General features: G+C 43.2%; 14 protein-coding genes. 8 read left to right on the top strand and 6 right to left on the bottom strand.

Annotation, left to right across the window (positions count from 1 at the left end; translation table 11 throughout):
• Positions 1–35 precede the first annotated feature (35 nt).
• Positions 36–1,154 (bottom strand): CaiB/BaiF CoA transferase family protein, encoded by a 1,119-nt coding sequence (locus tag B9T29_RS07935; protein WP_086175405.1) that lies wholly within the window; start codon positions 1,152–1,154, stop codon positions 36–38.
• A 217-nt stretch (positions 1,155–1,371) separates the two neighbouring features.
• Between B9T29_RS07935 and B9T29_RS07940 the strand changes: the two genes are divergently transcribed.
• The 4 genes from B9T29_RS07940 (at position 1,372) to B9T29_RS07955 (ending at position 6,976) form a co-directional block, all read left to right on the top strand.
• A complete protein-coding gene (locus tag B9T29_RS07940) occupies positions 1,372–2,382 on the top strand; it encodes an AraC family transcriptional regulator (protein WP_086175406.1) in 1,011 nt (336 codons plus the stop codon).
• 171 nt (positions 2,383–2,553) lie between these two features.
• Positions 2,554–3,759, top strand: a complete 1,206-nt coding sequence (locus B9T29_RS07945; protein WP_086175407.1) for an acetyl-CoA C-acetyltransferase — start codon at positions 2,554–2,556, stop codon at positions 3,757–3,759.
• A gap of 297 nt (positions 3,760–4,056) precedes the next feature.
• The gene (locus tag B9T29_RS07950) at positions 4,057–6,189 is read left to right on the top strand and encodes a 3-hydroxyacyl-CoA dehydrogenase NAD-binding domain-containing protein (protein ID WP_086175408.1); all 2,133 of its coding nucleotides are present in this window, start codon (positions 4,057–4,059) and stop codon (positions 6,187–6,189) included.
• Between the two features lie 517 nt (positions 6,190–6,706).
• Positions 6,707–6,976, top strand: coding sequence for a hypothetical protein (locus tag B9T29_RS07955; RefSeq protein ID WP_086175409.1), 270 nt, complete (start codon positions 6,707–6,709; stop codon positions 6,974–6,976).
• A gap of 69 nt (positions 6,977–7,045) precedes the next feature.
• Here the strand turns inward: B9T29_RS07955 and B9T29_RS07960 are convergent, their stop codons facing one another.
• Both B9T29_RS07960 and B9T29_RS07965 read right to left on the bottom strand, forming a co-directional pair.
• Positions 7,046–7,471 (bottom strand): GNAT family N-acetyltransferase, encoded by a 426-nt coding sequence (locus B9T29_RS07960; RefSeq protein WP_086175410.1) that lies wholly within the window; start codon positions 7,469–7,471, stop codon positions 7,046–7,048.
• A gap of 57 nt (positions 7,472–7,528) precedes the next feature.
• Positions 7,529–8,752, bottom strand: a complete 1,224-nt coding sequence (locus tag B9T29_RS07965) for a class I SAM-dependent methyltransferase (RefSeq protein WP_086175411.1) — start codon at positions 8,750–8,752, stop codon at positions 7,529–7,531.
• 101 nt (positions 8,753–8,853) lie between these two features.
• On the opposite strand from B9T29_RS07965, the gene trhA reads away from it, so the two are divergent.
• A complete protein-coding gene (gene trhA / locus B9T29_RS07970) occupies positions 8,854–9,495 on the top strand; it encodes a PAQR family membrane homeostasis protein TrhA (protein WP_086175412.1) in 642 nt (213 codons plus the stop codon).
• Positions 9,496–9,638: 143 nt separating this feature from the next.
• Positions 9,639–10,955 (top strand): MFS transporter, encoded by a 1,317-nt coding sequence (locus B9T29_RS07975; RefSeq protein WP_086175413.1) that lies wholly within the window; start codon positions 9,639–9,641, stop codon positions 10,953–10,955.
• Between the two features lie 67 nt (positions 10,956–11,022).
• Here the strand turns inward: B9T29_RS07975 and B9T29_RS07980 are convergent, their stop codons facing one another.
• Both B9T29_RS07980 and B9T29_RS07985 read right to left on the bottom strand, forming a co-directional pair.
• Positions 11,023–11,367 carry a hypothetical protein gene (locus tag B9T29_RS07980; protein WP_086175414.1) on the bottom strand — a complete coding sequence of 115 codons (345 nt, stop codon included), beginning with the start codon at positions 11,365–11,367 and terminating at the stop codon, positions 11,023–11,025.
• 87 nt (positions 11,368–11,454) lie between these two features.
• On the bottom strand, positions 11,455–12,465 hold the full coding sequence (locus tag B9T29_RS07985; RefSeq protein WP_086175415.1) for a metallophosphoesterase: 1,011 nt from the start codon (positions 12,463–12,465) through the stop codon (positions 11,455–11,457).
• A 112-nt stretch (positions 12,466–12,577) separates the two neighbouring features.
• Here B9T29_RS07985 and B9T29_RS07990 point away from each other — a divergent pair, with 112 nt between their 5' ends.
• Positions 12,578–14,212, top strand: a complete 1,635-nt coding sequence (locus tag B9T29_RS07990; RefSeq protein ID WP_086175416.1) for a phospholipase D family protein — start codon at positions 12,578–12,580, stop codon at positions 14,210–14,212.
• A 4-nt stretch (positions 14,213–14,216) separates the two neighbouring features.
• On the opposite strand, the gene B9T29_RS07995 is transcribed toward B9T29_RS07990, so the two are convergent.
• On the bottom strand, positions 14,217–15,050 hold the full coding sequence (locus B9T29_RS07995; protein ID WP_086175417.1) for a lysophospholipid acyltransferase family protein: 834 nt from the start codon (positions 15,048–15,050) through the stop codon (positions 14,217–14,219).
• Positions 15,051–15,427: 377 nt separating this feature from the next.
• Between B9T29_RS07995 and hflX the strand changes: the two genes are divergently transcribed.
• On the top strand, positions 15,428–16,759 hold the full coding sequence (gene hflX / locus B9T29_RS08000) for a ribosome rescue GTPase HflX (protein WP_086175418.1): 1,332 nt from the start codon (positions 15,428–15,430) through the stop codon (positions 16,757–16,759).
• Positions 16,760–16,775 lie beyond the last annotated feature (16 nt).

A 16,775-nucleotide genomic window follows, 5' to 3' on the forward strand; every position in this document is an offset into this window, starting at 1 on the left:
TTTTTAAATTTTAATATTTTAATCGCCTGTTAAAGCTACCACTTTCCAGTACCTAAATGCTGCCCGACATATAGATATTCTGTCTTTGAACGTGAAAACCTGATTGGACAAGCCAGCTGTGTTTCAGTGTGTTGACTTGCTTCATCCAGCGGGACTTCAACCACCCATTGTCGTTCTTGTGCCAGTGTGGAATGTAAGGCTTCATCCAGATTTAAAACCGGCTCTACACAGACATCCTGCTGAGCGAAGATTGTTGTCCATTCTGCAAAAGTTTTGCTTTTTATTTTCTCCTGAATGGCTTGTTTCACCACTTGCTGATCTAGTGGGTCAAAGGAAGCACCTTTTTCGCCAAGTAGTGGCAAGTCTAAAATTTGCGCCAGTCCCGACATAAATTGGGGTTCCAAACTTCCAATCGATAAATAACGGCCATCCTGAGTCTGGTAATAATCGTAGAAGGTTCCGCCATTTAAATGCGACTGCTGCGGATATTGTTTGGTATTTCCTGCCAATGTGGCTGCTGCGGCCATATTATTTAAAGTGGCTACACAATCGGTCATGGAAATATCAATATATTGACCTAGGCCGCTTTGCTCGCGCTCCACCACCGCAGCCAGAATTCCAATCACGGCGTGCAAGGAACCGCCTGCAACATCGGCAATCTGGATGCCCATCGGCGGGGGCCCACTGTCCTGCCGACCACTATGCCCCGCAATTCCGGATAAAGCTAGATAATTAATGTCATGTCCTGCCTTATCTTTATAGCTTCCGGTCTGGCCATAACCGGTAATCGAACAATAGATCAGCCGGGGGTTCAGTGCTGCAAGCGTGGCATAATCCAAGCCCAGCCGTTGCATCACTCCCGGCCTAAACTGCTCAATGACAATATCGTATTCAGTAATCTTCTGTTTAATCAGTTCGATACTCTGCGGATCTTTTAGATTTAAAGCGATAGACTGTTTATTACGGTTTAAGTAACTGTGTGCCGTCGCCTGTCCATTGGCATAAGGCGGTAACAGCCGAATCAAGTCTGGACGTGTGGGCGATTCAATATGGATCACTTCTGCACCCAGGTCTGCCAGATATAAAGTCGCGAATGGACCCGGGAGCAAGGTAGAAAAATCAAGAACTTTTAATCCTTTTAAAGTCGTTGTCATATCCAGTTTTACTCTTTTTATGTTGATTTTCCATTCATCTTAGAAATATAAAACTAACAAAACAATGTCATGTTCAGCCATTTACCTTGATCATTTCGGCAATTTAAGATGTAAATAAGGTAAAACAACTATTGTAAATTGCCATCCAAATCATTTTTAGCGTCATTTAGGTCAACTGCAAGTGAATATAAAAGAGAAAGAGACTGAAGGATTTAATATGAGTCGCGATACCATCAGTATCCACTTTGTTAACGCGGCTCTAACAGGCGTAAAACGTCTAGGAATGGACGTCGAAACTTTATTGTCACATGTGGGGATTGAGGCGGAACTATTGCGCCAGCCTAAAGCGCGTATTTCTCCAGAACAGTACACCCGATTTATTAAGATGTTATGGATGGTGACCCAGGACGAACATGTCGGCTTTGATGTACAGCCACGTCGTTTGGGCACTTTTGCCATTATGTGTCAGTTGATTATTCACGCGAAAACGCTAGGAGATGCCTTAGAGCTTTCTTCTCAGTTCTATAAACTGTTTGGCGATGATTGGGCGGTGACTCTAGAACGTGACAAACATGAAGCACGTCTGGTTCCACAAATTCCAACCAGCATGGATCCTGATCATTTCATCACTGAAAGTATGCTGATGATTTGGCACGGTTTAGCGTCTTGGCTGATAGAACGTCGTTTACCGCTTGAACGTGTACATTTTAGCTATCCACGCCCAAATCACGCTGAGGAATATGATGCGCTGTTCTTTGCACCCGTCATGCAGTTTGATATGCCTCGTACCGAAATTACCTTTGCTGCAGACTATTTAGATTTACCAATTCGTCAAAATGAAGACACGTTGGAAGAATTCCTCAAAGCAGCGCCGGCACAGTTGCTGGTCAAATTCAAAAACACCAACTCGTTGACTTCTCGTATCCGTGAAGTGTTGAAGAGCCAGATTGGTGAAGAAATGCCTACCTTGAATGATGTGGCATCGATGTTGTATCTATCTCCGCAAACCCTGCGCCGTCGTCTAGCTGCGGAAGGTAAAAGCTATCAGGGCGTTAAAGATGCCTTGCGTCGTGATGCGGCCATTCACCTGTTGCTTAATCCGGGCTTGACCCTGGAAGATGTCGCGCAGCAAGTCGGCTTTAGTGAAACCAGTACCTTCCACCGTGCCTTCAAAAAATGGACCGGAGTAACACCGGGGCTATATCGTCAGTTGCACGGTTATCACTGATCAACATCAGTAAATCTTTTTTTAAGACTCTCTTGCCCAGGTTTCGACCTGGGCTTTTTTTATTGACCAAAAACATCATCTGACCTGAACCGTTCTCATCATTGCACTTCAAAAATTAATCATTACACTCAAAAAAGTATAAAAATTTTAAACGCATAAAAGGGACAGACTATGAGCGAGGCTTACATCATCGATGCCATTCGCACACCACGCGGAAAAGGAAAAAAAGACGGTTCACTGCATGAAGTGAAACCGATTAGCCTGCTAACCACCTTGCTAAATGAACTGAAAGACCGTCATCAGCTCGATACCTCTAAAGTTGATGATATTGTCCTTGGCTGTGTCACGCCTATTGCTGATCAGGGGGCCGATATTGCCAAAACCGCTGCCATTGCCGCAGGTTGGGACAATGATGTGGCTGGAGTACAGATCAACCGTTTCTGTGCCTCGGGTCTGGAAGCCGTAAACCTGGCTGCGCAAAAAGTCCGCTCAGGCTGGGAAGATGTTGTGGTCGCTGGAGGAGTCGAATCCATGTCCCGTGTGCCGATGGGTTCAGATGGTGGCCCTTGGGCACTAGACCCTGAAACCAATATGGCCTGCGACTTTATTCCACAAGGCATCGGTGCCGACCTGATTGCCACCATTGATGGTTATACGCGTTCAGATGTAGATACCTTTGCCGCAGATTCGCAAAAGAAAGCCGCAGCTGCACAAGCCAATGGCTATTTCGACAAGTCCGTCATTGCAGTGAAAGACAAAGCGGGCGTGACAATTTTAGCCAAAGATGAATTCATTAAACCGACCACTACAGCTGAAGGCTTGGGCAAACTGAACCCAAGTTTTGCCATGATGGGACAAATGGGTTTTGATGCCATCGCCCTGCAAAAATACCCTGAAGTGGGCACAGTCAACCATGTACATCATGCCGGAAATTCATCAGGCATTGTTGATGGTGCTGCGGTGGTCTTGATTGCTTCTGAAAAAGCCGTGAAAGAACAAGGCTTAAAACCACGTGCCAAAGTGTTATCGACTGCACTTGTAGGCTCTGATCCGACCATCATGCTGACTGGCCCTGCTCCGGCTGCACGTAAAGCATTGGATAAAGCGGGTTTAAGCATTGATGACATCGACCTGTTTGAAGTAAACGAAGCCTTTGCCGCCGTAGTGATGCGTTTCATTACTGAACTGAATGTTGATCCTGCCAAAGTCAACGTCAATGGTGGTGCGATTGCTCTGGGACATCCACTGGGTGCAACCGGTGCGATGATTTTGGGCACACTACTCGATGAGCTAGAACGCCAAGGCAAAAAACGTGGCTTGGCAACACTGTGTGTCGGTGGCGGTATGGGCATCGCAACCATTATTGAGTTGGTATAACACTTTAACATGCCAAAATTAGAGACACGTTTAGGTCATACGCAACCTGAGCAAAAATAAAGCACTGCTTTATTTTTAGCGTAAGGAAAATTTGTAACAGAAAAACAGGTTTTGCGTATGACAAATGGTTTTGCCTACTTTTGCCGAATGAGAAATATATTTCGCAAGGTAGATCGAATCGAAGGTTAAACCCGAACTTCAGATGAATTTGGAAAGACTCCGTAGTAATAGAAATTTCCAAAATTTGATACAAATCAATTGTTCCAAATTCATCACATTACTATTTGGATAAAATTTATGAGCGCAATCCAATTTGAGAAAAATGCCGACAACATCGTTATTTTGACTCTTGATTCTCCCAACCAGTCTGCCAATACCATGAATGCAGATTTCCGGAAAGCCTTGACGGAAACGGTAGAAAAACTAAAAGCCGATGAAAATATTTCAGGAATTATTTTCCGTTCCGCAAAAAAAACCTTCTTTGCTGGTGGTGACCTGGATGAGCTGATTCAGGCCACACCTGAACATGCCACAGAATTCTTCAACATGATTGAAGACATGAAAGCCAAGCTGCGTTATATCGAAACCCGTGGCATTCCAGTTGTTGCAGCGTTGAATGGCACGGCACTGGGTGGTGGTTGGGAACTGGCATTGTGCTGTCATCAGCGTATTGCATTAAACGATTCGAAAGCAAAATTCGGCCTGCCTGAAGTGACGCTTGGTTTACTTCCAGGTGGTGGTGGCATTGTGCGGATGGTGCGCCTGCTCGGCCTGCAAAATGCTTTTCCTTTGCTGATGGAAGGCAAGCAATTTGGTGTCGATAAAGCCAAATCTTTAGGGTTGATTCACGACACGGCTGATTCTGAACAGGAACTTTTAGACAAAGCCATAGCCTGGGTCAAAGCCAATCCGCAGTCTGTGCAACCATTTGATGTAAAAGGCTATAAAATTCCGGGCGGCACCCCATCTTCCCCACAAGTTGCTCAGGTATTGGCGATTGCTCCAGCCATGCTGCGTGACAAGACCAAGGGCTGCTACCCTGCGCCTGAAGCGATTATGTCCGCAGCGGTAGAAGGTGCTCAGGTTGATGTCGATACTGCACTGACGATTGAATCGCGTTACTTTACCTATCTCGCTACCGGTCAGATTTCCAAAAACATGATCGGCACTTTCTGGCATGGGTTGAATGCAATTAAATCTGGTGCCAGCCGCCCCAAAGATATTGCCAAATGGAAAGCAAGCAAAGTTGGGGTGCTGGGTGCGGGTATGATGGGTGCAGGCATTGCCTATGCCACGGCATCCAAAGGCATTGCAGTGGTTTTAAAAGATGTGTCTCTCGAAGCTGCTGACAAAGGCAAAGCTTATAGTCAAAAGCTACTGGATAAAAAAGTATCACAAGGTCGTTTAACTGCCGAGAAAAGGGATCAGGTTTTAGCATTGATTCAGGCAACGGCAAATGCTGCTGACTTGCAAGGCTGTGACCTGATTATTGAAGCGGTATTTGAAAATCCCGAGCTGAAAGCCAAGGTCACGCAAGAAGCTGAACAGTATTTGGCTGACAATGGCGTGATGGCCTCCAATACCTCGACCCTGCCGATTACTGGGTTGGCTCAAGCCTCTAAAAATGATCAGAACTTTATTGGCCTGCATTTCTTTAGCCCGGTCGATAAAATGCAGCTGGTGGAAATCATCAAAGGTCAAAATACATCCAATGAAACCTTAGCCAAAGCTTATGATTATGTGCAGCAAATTGGCAAAACCCCGATTGTGGTGAATGACAGCCGTGGTTTCTTTACCAGTCGCGTGTTTGGAACTTTTGTGCAGGAAGGACTGCGCCTGCTGGCTGAAGGTGTGCATCCAGCCCGTATTGAAATGGCTGCATTAAAAGCCGGTATGCCTGTGGGTCCACTGGACATTCAGGATGAAGTCTCTTTAACCTTATCTGAACATGTCGCCAATGAAGCGCGAAAAGCATTACAGGCTGAAGGCAAAGACCTGCCACGTTCAGGGGCTGACGATGTGATTCACAGCATGATTCATGAATTTGGCCGTAAAGGTAAAGCTGCAGGTGCAGGCTTCTATGACTATCCGGAAGGTGGCAAAAAACAGCTTTGGGATGGCCTGAAAAAATGGCAGCAAGACACCGATATTTCTGAACAGGAAATGATTGACCGCTTCCTGTTTGTGCAGTCGCTGGATACTTTACGCTGCCTGGAAGAAGGTGTACTGGAATCAACGGTTGATGGCAATGTCGGCTCTATTTTCGGAATTGGTTTTTCCCCTTGGACCGGCGGTGCGTTGCAATACCTGAATCAATATGGTTTAGAAAAAGCCTTGATTCGTGCCAACACCCTTGAAGCTAAATACGGTCAACGCTTTAAAGCACCGCAATTGCTCAAAGACAAGATTGCCCACGGCGAAAAAATTTAAATCTCATTGTGTAAAAAATCTTGCAAAAAAGAGAGAGGCGAAATGCCACTGCTGTCCCATAGTTGAAGTCCATGTGTTAGATTCGCGAGTGTGGCAGGGATGCCACACATTCCCCATGCCTTGCGCTGCGTTTTAAAGCAGTGCTTAAAACTGGCTCAGGATGTCGTGTATGGGGAATAAGGACTTTTCTTGCGAACTCAAAATATATTTTGAGTTCTCATTTTGGTCTGTCAAAAGTAGGATTCAGCCTACACAAAGCCATTTACACTTCTAAAGAAAAGACAAGGCTATAAAAAATATAAATATCAAATACTTAAAGATAAAAAATTATTATACTGATTCAATACTGAAATAAAACTCAAATTATGGGATAGCAGTGGGCAAAATGCTTCTCTTTTTTTGCACTTGAGCAAGATGCTTTTTCAAGCCACAGAATCCCATCTGCTTTTGCTGGCTTTTATGTTATAAAGTTACATAAGTTTTAAATTTTTTTATTTATCTGGTGGGTAGACCTCTTATGACAAATAACTCTTCTCCTGAAAAATCACCTTGGGGTTGGAAAGCACTTATTATTTTTTGTATTTTAGGCGCAGTATTTATGGGCATCTTTTATCTTGCCATAAGCAACGAACCAGATTACATGCCAAGCCAGAAACGTAATCAGACGCATACTACACACCAGCAGCAGTCTTCAGCTTCTGAGCCTACTGCTGGTGAAATGAATATGACTGAAGTAGAACATGCACAGATGGCCGATCATGATGCATCGACTGCCGCCGGTCACTGATTCTAGACAATAAAAAAAGCGAGACCATCTGTCTCGCTTTTTTTGAGTCTTATGTGATGATTTCTTTGATTAATCCAGTTTTAAATACATATCAATATGCGGAATGCCGCAATCCAGATATTCCTCACCCTGCACAGTAAAACCCAATGCTGCATAAAACTGAATGGCATGTACTTGCGAAGATAGTTTCAAAAATTTGCGCTGTTCATTCTTAGCTCGCGGAATGATCTGCAGCATCAACAACTTGCCAATGCCCTGCCCCCGATAAGACTTTAAAACCGCAACACGGCCAATACTGTTATTTTGCAATAACCGCGCAGTCGCAATCGGTTGATCCTGATCATAAACCACAAAATGCAATGAGACGGCATCTTGCGCATCCCATTCTTCTGCAACAGGAATGTTTTGTTCCTGAATAAAGACCTGTTCACGAATCAGTTTTGCATCATTTTGCAATTCATCCCAACTGCCTGTGCGTATCGTAAATGAGGTCATCAACAATCATCTTCCTAAAAATAAAAGCAGTCTTAAAACTGCTTTATCCCTTTTAAATTAACACTTACAGCCTATATCCTGCTGATCCCATTGATTATTCAGCAGCAATTCCAGAGAATGTTTTTGAATGCCATACATCTGTTTTAAAGCCTGAATCTGTGCCAAAACCTGCGGATCTGGTGCTTGATAATCTTTGCGTTTAGTGGCCAGAATCATCTTGTTTTTACTGGTGTGTTCCAGCGCCACAAATTCAAACACTTTGGTTTCATAACCATACGCTTTGAGCAGCAAGGCACGAATGGTATCGGTCAGCATTTCCGCCTGCTGTCCGGCATGAATGCCGAATTGCAGCATCGGTTTCAGCACTTCAGGGCTTTTTAATTGTGGACGCAATTCTTTATGACAACACGGCGCGCACATGATCATTTGCGCATTCAAGCGAATCCCGCTATGAATGGCAAAGTCAGTTGCCACATCGCAGGCATGCAGCGCAATCATGACATCCAGATGTTCGGGCTGATAGGTACGGACATCGCCCTGGAAAAAATCCAGTTGCTGAAATTCTGAACGCTGCGCAACGCCCTGACAAAATTCCACCATTTTCGGATTCAGCTCGACCCCGGTCACAAAAGGAGTTTGGTCGTGTTTGGCCAGATAATCATATAAAGCAAAGGTTAAATAGCCTTTGCCTGAACCGAAATCAACAACACGCAGTGCATGATCAGGTTGGCTCATCTGCTCCAGGGCACCCGAGAAAATTTCAATAAATTTATTAATCTGTTTCCATTTACGCGCCATACTCGGAATAATCTGTGCGTTATGATCGGTAATTCCAAGCGGTTGTAAAAAGTAACTGTCTTGATCGACATAGCGATGCTTGGCACGGTCATGGCCTTGCTGTGTCTCTGCCGGATTCACGCTAGTAGTCGCCTTTTTACTACTGCTCAGCAGGGCTTTCTTCTTATTTTTTTTCAGTTGCAGTTCTTCGCTCGCGGTAAACAAATTGGCCTGTTTAGATTGAGCCAACAGCGATTGCACCAAAGACACGGCTTCTGCCAAAGGATAATTTTTAGTGACATCTTGAGTCTTGTAACGATACAGACAGCTGAGCACAGGCTGGTTTTGCAGTGAAATGACTCGTAAGGTCATTTTCTCCAAATGCTCAAGTTCACCTTTATACTGACTAATAATCATTCGATCAAAACTATGTGTTTCAATGGCTTGCTGAAAGGCATCTAAGAATTTTTGTTCCTGAATAAAAGGAGAAGCCGGTTGAGACATACAAATCACTCGAATAAATGAAGCTATAGTTTAAAACTTCTTACTTTAAAGGTAAAACTGCATTATTATACAAATGTATTTTTAATTATAGAAAATAAATAATGACAACATCTCAGCTGCAGGCTTACGATCCACATGAAGAAAAAATTAATGCGATCAGTCATGCACTTGGCGCACTATTAGCCATTATTGCCAGCATTTTTATGCTGATTAAGGGCAGCTATTTACCGCTCGGGCAATTTATCGGCTTATGCGTTTATGCACTAAGCATGATTTTACTTTTTTCTGCATCGAGTCTTTATCATTATGCCGAATCGCCACAACGACGCGGCTGGTACAAAAAACTCGACCACACTGCTATTTATTATCTGATTGCGGGAACCTACACCCCATTCCTGGCCATCGCCATTCCTACAGCTAAGGCCCATTATTTATTGATTGCACTTTGGCTGATTGCTCTTATTGGTACACTATTCAAGTTAATTTTCATCCATCGTTTCCAAAAAATTTCCCTGCTTGCTTATTTGGGCATGGGATGGATGGCTTTGCTGGTAATAGATGATATGCAACGCTTTTTAAGTGCTCAAGCTTTGACCTACTTAGTTATTGGAGGGCTTGCTTACACCGTGGGTGCATTGTTTTATGCCTTAAAAAGAGTAAGATATACCCACGCTATCTGGCATATTTTTGTATTAATAGGTGCAGGATCACAATTTCTGTCTATCTATCTGTACGTGATTTAACCCTCTCATTCTTCATTTCAGTGACCCTGAGCGAGTCGAGTAGAGACGGTTGTTCGTTGTTTTTTTAAGAAATTACGCCTTTTTTAAAAAGATTACGCTTTTAAAACTAAGTTTTTTTATTTTTAGTAAGTGTAAGGTCACCCATGGCGTCATCAAATTCTATTGCTGCTTCAGAAGAAGTAGCAACTAACTCAAAATTCCGCGTTCTTACTGCGAGTCTTGTAGGTACAACAATCGAGTTCTTCGATTTTTATATTTATGCAACAGCGGCAGTCATTATTTTTCCACATCTGTTCTTTCCAGCAAGCACAGATCCAACCACTGCAACCATTCAGTCTTTAGCCACCTTTGCGATTGCCTTTATTGCACGCCCGATTGGTGCTGCACTGTTTGGACATTTGGGTGACCGGATTGGTCGTAAAGCAACCCTGGTCGCAGCATTACTCACGATGGGTGTTTCGACCGTATGTATTGGTTTACTTCCAACTTATGCACAAGTTGGTCTTGCTGCACCCTTATTGCTTGCTCTTTGCCGTTTAGGTCAAGGCCTTGGCTTAGGTGGTGAATGGAGTGGTGCGGTTCTTCTGGCCACTGAAAATGCACCAGAAGGTAAGCGTGCCTGGTACGGCATGTTCCCACAACTTGGGGCGCCGATCGGCTTTATCCTGGCTACCGGTTCTTTCATTACCCTTGGTGCATTCATGTCTGAACAGGACTTTATGCAATGGGGCTGGCGTATTCCGTTTATTTCAAGTGCTTTACTGGTCATTATGGGTTTATGGATTCGTTTGAAACTTCATGAAACTCCTGCCTTCCAGAAAGTATTGGATAAGCAAAAAGAAGTAAATATTCCGTTTAAAGAAGTGTTGACCAAACACTGGGGTATGCTCATTCTGGGTACGATTGCAGCTATCTGTACCTTCGTTGTGTTCTATTTGACCACAGTATTTGCACTAAACTGGGGAACCACCAAACTCGGTTACACACGTTCTGAATTTCTGGAACTGCAATTGGTTGCCACATTATGCTTTGCTGTATTCATTCCACTTTCTGCCGTTTTTGCGGAAAAATTTGGTCGTAAAGCGACTTCCATTGGTGTATGTATTGTTTCAGCATTGTTTGGCCTGGTGTTCTCAAGCATGCTTGAATCTGGCAACACTATTATCGTGTTCTTATTCTTATGTGTTGGTTTGGCGATCATGGGCTTAACTTATGGCCCGATTGGTACAGTACTTTCTGAAATGTTCCCAACTTCAGTGCGTTATACCGGTTCAGCATTAACCTTTAACCTTGCAGGTATTTTTGGGGCGTCTTTTGCACCATTAATCGCAACTAAACTTGCAACGACCTATGGTTTATATGCTGTCGGTTATTACTTAACCGCTGCTTCTCTCCTTTCACTTCTTGCCTTCCTGGCTATTCGTGAAACCAAAAATGATGATGTAAACAACCAGGTTTAATCTCATTTCTGAATAAAAAAACCAGCGTTATCCACGCTGGTTTTTTTATATGTTTTTTCTCACTGCTTCAGATCTGTTCATCACTTAACATCTGTTGATAAAGCTCTTCAAAGACTTTTCGATTACCCCCTGACTGGTAATAACTGGAAACAATGTAAGTCACCAGCTGTCGGTATCTTTCTGTTCCGTATAAGTGATCCAAGAAAGCTTCCACATTCTTTTCATCAATTCCAAAGGCCGTGATCAGTTGCTGAAACTTTTGATAAAATCTGCTGGCAAATTCTGGTGTATTGACCACATCGCTTTCGGCTTGTTGAAAAGCCTGTTCCAGAGCAATTAAACCCGCTTCAAGCTGTGCCGATTGAGGTTCTGTTAAAGCAAAAAACTGACCCACCTCTTCTGAAAAAGACATGCTCTTCTCCTATTCTGTTCTCATTGTTATAAAACAATCTTGTTTTACGGTATGTCAAAAATTGTTCCTGAAACCGATCTTCAAGATTTAAACCAATTCAATAATATCAATGGTAGGCGGTACCCGAAAACGAAACGGCACACCGACCAGCCCTGTACCTACAGTGACAAATACATCAGCATTTTCATGCTCATATAAACCTTTTTTATGTCCAAGAATGGAGACTTTTTTCATAATGTAATTGGTCAGCCAAGGCAGTTCCACCTGCCCGCCATGAGTATGCCCCGATAGCATGAGCGGCCGTGTCGGTAATTGCGGTACCATATCTACCGTATCCGGATTATGCGACAAAATCACCCAGGGTTTATCTTGCGGCAAATCCGGCATATAACGCATATCGGTTTTTCCGGCCCATAAATCGCCCACACCAAGCAATCTGAACTCATCGAATTCAATCATCTGTCCTTCAATATCAATCACGTTATTGACTTTGAGTGCATGCCGTAACAGGTTTTGAATCGGTGGTCCCGGGTACTGCTCATCATGATTGCCATTGACTGAATACACCGGTGCATTGATGTCTCGCAAAATAGCCAGTTCATCGGCCAGTTTGTTTTCAGGTTCATAGGTCCAGTCCCCTGCTACCACCACCAGATCGGGATTCTGCCGATTAATTTTATCGACAATAATTTTCAGCTGGCGTTCATGTCCGGAAAACAGACCAATATGCAAATCGGCAATCAAGGCAATTTTGACGGGGCGTTGCAGATTTTGTTCCGGATTGAACTGATATTGCAGGGTTTTGACCATGACATGCTGAGGTTCGATAAAACGGGCATAAATCAGCACGCAGCTCATCAAGAAAATAAACACAGCCTGGTGAATAGAGTAATAACCACTCCAACCGGCAAACAGGCTAAAGAAAAATAAGGGGAAAAGTAAATAAGATAAATAAAAGGCCAATAAATGTACAAATGCCTTAAAGGGATGAATGGTTTCTGTCCGTGTCTGGCTTAACCAAGCCTGTGCGATACCCCACACCGCAAGCAGAGCGAAACAAATATAAAAATAAAAAGCAACTGCGTGCAAATCCCACATATTATCGTCTCTAATCATTACGATGATATTACATCATTCATCTATTACGATATTTATCTTTTCACAGCTGGCAATTATACTCAAACCAAATTTTGGTATCGTTTTACAATATATGACGCAATCTTCTCATCGACTTACACACTTAAATACTGCGAAATCATATAGATCTCATAGCTATAAAACCGCAGTATTACTTAGTTGTAGCCTGATTCTGGGGATTCCTGCATGTTCAACCCTGCCTAAACAGATTCCCCAACCGGTTGAATATTCATTCGACACCAAAACCGAACAGACTTCCCTGGCTAAAATCATTGTGCCGTTGAGGGAGCATAACCCGAACCTGACCGGTTATCATGTTCTGTACGACCCGCTTGAGGCATTGGCAGCACGTATCCATTTAATTGATAAAGCAGAAAAAACTTTAGATTTACAATACTACATTTGGGACAATGATAAAATTGGATCGCTGGCCCTACACTCCATCATTAAAGCAGCTGACCGTGGCGTAAAAGTTCGTTTATTGATGGATGACAACAATGCCAAAAAGATGGAAGGCATTTATCTGGCTCTCGATCAGCATAAAAATATTGATGTGCGCCTGTATAATCCTTACCGTTTTAGACATTACCGTGCCATGGACATGGTGCTGGATTTAAAACGCATTAACCGTCGCATGCATAACAAAAGTTTTATTGCAGACAACCAGATTGCATTAATTGGCGGTCGCAATATGAGTAACCAGTATTATAACGTCAGTGACAATTATCAGTTTTCCGATGTCGATGTAATGCTGGTCGGTGCTGCATCGGATGAAATTATTCATTCCTTCGATGAATACTGGAATGACGATTATGCTTTTCCGGTCAAACAAATAGTCAATCCAAGGCATTATTCATTACGCTTTGACAGCCTGAAGCAACAGCTGGAAGAGCACTATCAAAACATTACCGTACAGAATTATCTCGATTTAGCCACCCGATCGCATGCTTTTGAAGACTGGCTCAATAACAGTATTCAATTTGACTGGGTCAAAGCCGAAATCGTCAGTGATTCACCCAGTAAAATCAGGGCAAAGGCCAAAAAAGAACAACATCTGAATTTTCAGCTGATTAATCGCCTCAAAAAACCCGAACACAGTGTCGATATTATTTCCGCTTATTTTGTTCCGGAAAAAAAAGGCGAAAAGATGCTGAGTGATCTGGCTCAAAACAATATTAATGTGCGGGTACTGACCAATTCCTTTAAAGCCAATGATGTAGCTTTGGTGCATGCCTTTTATGGCAAATATCGTAAAGATTTACTCCAGAATAATGTCCAGCTTTACGAGTTTCTGTCTGTACCGGAAACCGAAAACCTGAATGCCAATACCAAGGAAATTGCAGAAAAAGCCAAAGTCAGCATCAAAGGTTTAAGCCGCTCCAGCCTGCATGCCAAACTCATGACCATAGATGAGAAGCAGGTTTTTATTGGTTCTTTTAATTTCGACCCACGTTCCGCTTATTTAAATACGGAAATTGGCGTATTGCTGGATAGCCCGAACCTGGCCAGAGCAGTACATCAGACCATGGATCAAAACCTATCTAAATATGCCTACAAACTGGTGTTAAATGCCAACAATCAAATCAACTGGCAGATTAAACATCATGATGGCAGCATCAAAACGTATCCGAAAGAACCCAAGATGAAATGGTGGCAAAAAGCCGGTGTTAAAATGATTTCCTGGTTACCGGTTGAAGGCTTTATGTAAACCTTCATGACTGCTTGGCCAGAAGTGTTGAAGGTGTAGTCTGCAGTACTTTTTGCTGTAACCGGGCCAAGCCTTCGATCATTTGATTTTGCACTTCCTGAGTTAAGCTTTCAACATTATGCCCTTCTACAGAAATCGCCGGCAATGCCATTAAATGTGCCGTTACTTTAGGCATTTCCAGCACTTTTTTGACATGTTCGGCAAAGCCCAGATCATCAATAAACGGCGCCACCGTATCCAGTTGTCCATCCTGATTGACATAGCAGATCAGGCAAATTTGCACCGGACGCTGGGCTTCAATCGCTGCACCTAAAATACGGCCATAGATTTTTTTAATTTTGCTCCCATCCGAAGTGGTCGCTTCAGGGAAAAACAATACCGGAATATCCTGTTTTAAAAAGCTGGTAATTTGCTCTTTGATTTTAATTGAATCCCCAGAACCGCGTTTAATAAATAATGTGCCACCGCCCTTGGCCAGTTTCCCCAGTAAGGGCCATTTTTCAATTTCCGCTTTTGCCAAAAAGAACACCCGGGCACCGGAACCTAAAACGGCGACATCCAGCCAGGAAATGTGATTGCTCACCCATAAGGCCGGTTCACGCGGAATTATCCCATGTACCTGAATTTCAAGGTTAAAAACCTTACACAACTCGCGGCAAAAATGCTGCACATAACGGGTATTACAGGGATTATTCGGATCTTTATATAAACGGTGACGATAAACCAGATAAAATCCTTGAATAATCGCCCCTAAAACAGCCACTAACTTTCTGCTATATAAGAAAAATTTAGACAGGCTATTTAATGAAGAATGTTCAGTTACAGAGGATTGATTCATAGAGGGATCACTAATTACCAGCTACAGCGTTTAATCATTTATTTTCTGCATTCTATACTGTTCATTTTAATCTTGCATTGATCATAAAAACCCAAATCGGCTATTTATTTTCTCAATTTAGCAAACAGAGTTCATAAATTATTTATTTCTATCATAAATAAAGAGATTAAATCATGCGCTGAAAATTAAAAACTAGATGCATATAAACCTGCATTCTTTGATGCTTTGAATCATTTACTCTGAGATTTCCCTCCTCATAACAATGCGGGGTGGACTGAATATCTTGTTACGATGCTTTGCTAAGTTTTTGCTATTTTTCCCTCTCCCTGCTCATTTTCAACTAAAATGAAGTTTTAACGCAGTAGAGATCATATTTAGTGGAATATTTTGAGCAACATCAAGGGAGTGAACGAACAATCCTAGTGAGTGTATCGGTACAGCTGTTAGATGACCTTGATGCAGAAGAATTTCATTTATTGGCCCAATCTGCGGGTGCCGAAATTTTGGAACATATCACCGCTCAACGTATCAGACCTGATCCCAAACTGTTTATCGGTTCTGGCAAAGCAGAAGAAATTGCCGCTCTGGTACAGGACCTTGAAGCAAATCTGGTCATTTTCGATCATTCGCTGACGCCGGCTCAAGCCCGTAATTTAGAAAAAATCATGCTATGCCGCGTGGTTGACCGTACCGAACTGATTTTAGATATTTTTGCGCAACGTGCACGTACCTATGAAGGTAAATTGCAAGTCGAATTGGCACAATTACAGCACTTATCCTCACGTTTAGTGCGTAGCCGGAGTAATCTTGACAGTCAAAAAGGGGGGATCGGCTTACGTGGTCCGGGTGAAACCTTGCTTGAAACAGACCGCCGTTTACTGCGTATTCGCATGGGACAACTCAAAACCAAACTGGATAAAGTTCGCCAAACCCGCATGCAAGGTCGTGTTGCACGTCAGAAAGCCGCTGTGCCGACCGTCTCTTTAGTCGGTTATACCAATGCCGGCAAATCCACCCTGTTTAATACCTTGGCCAAGAGCGATGTTTACGCGGCAGATCAGCTGTTTGCAACATTGGACCCAACACTGCGCCGCCTGGAATGGGATGGGATTGGACGTCTGGTACTGGCAGATACCGTGGGTTTCGTGCGTAATCTCTCGCATTCTCTGGTTGAATCTTTTAAAGCGACACTTGAAGAAACCTTAGAGGCCACATTGCTGCTTCATGTGATTGATTCCAGCAGCCCAGACATGCTGGAACAGATTGAAGCAGTAGAATCGGTACTCAAGGAAATTGGCGCCAATGTGCCGGTACTTCGTGTCTATAACAAAATTGATGTGAGCGGCGAAGATACCAAGATTGTCTATGCCAAACCGCACATGCCCGATCGGGTGTATGTATCAGCACACTCAGGCCAGGGTTTAGACCTGCTTCGTCAAGCAGTACAAGAATGTTTGATGGGGCAAATTCAAAGCTTCGAATTAGCGTTAAAGCCTGCATATGGCAAATTGCGTAACCAATTGTATGCCTTGAATGTCATTCAATCTGAAAATTATGATGATGTAGGTAATCTGCATTTGCACGTGATCATGGCTCCGCAAAAGCTGGAACAGCTGATTAAACAGGCGCATTTGCCTATCGATGAAATTCTGGGGCACAAGGCGGTACAATTTAAACGGCCGCTTGAAGAATTTGAAATAAAACGATAAATCGGTTAAAACGTGA

It is taken from the genome of Acinetobacter sp. ANC 3903, assembly GCF_002135315.1.
Classification (GTDB): Bacteria; Pseudomonadota; Gammaproteobacteria; order Pseudomonadales; family Moraxellaceae; genus Acinetobacter.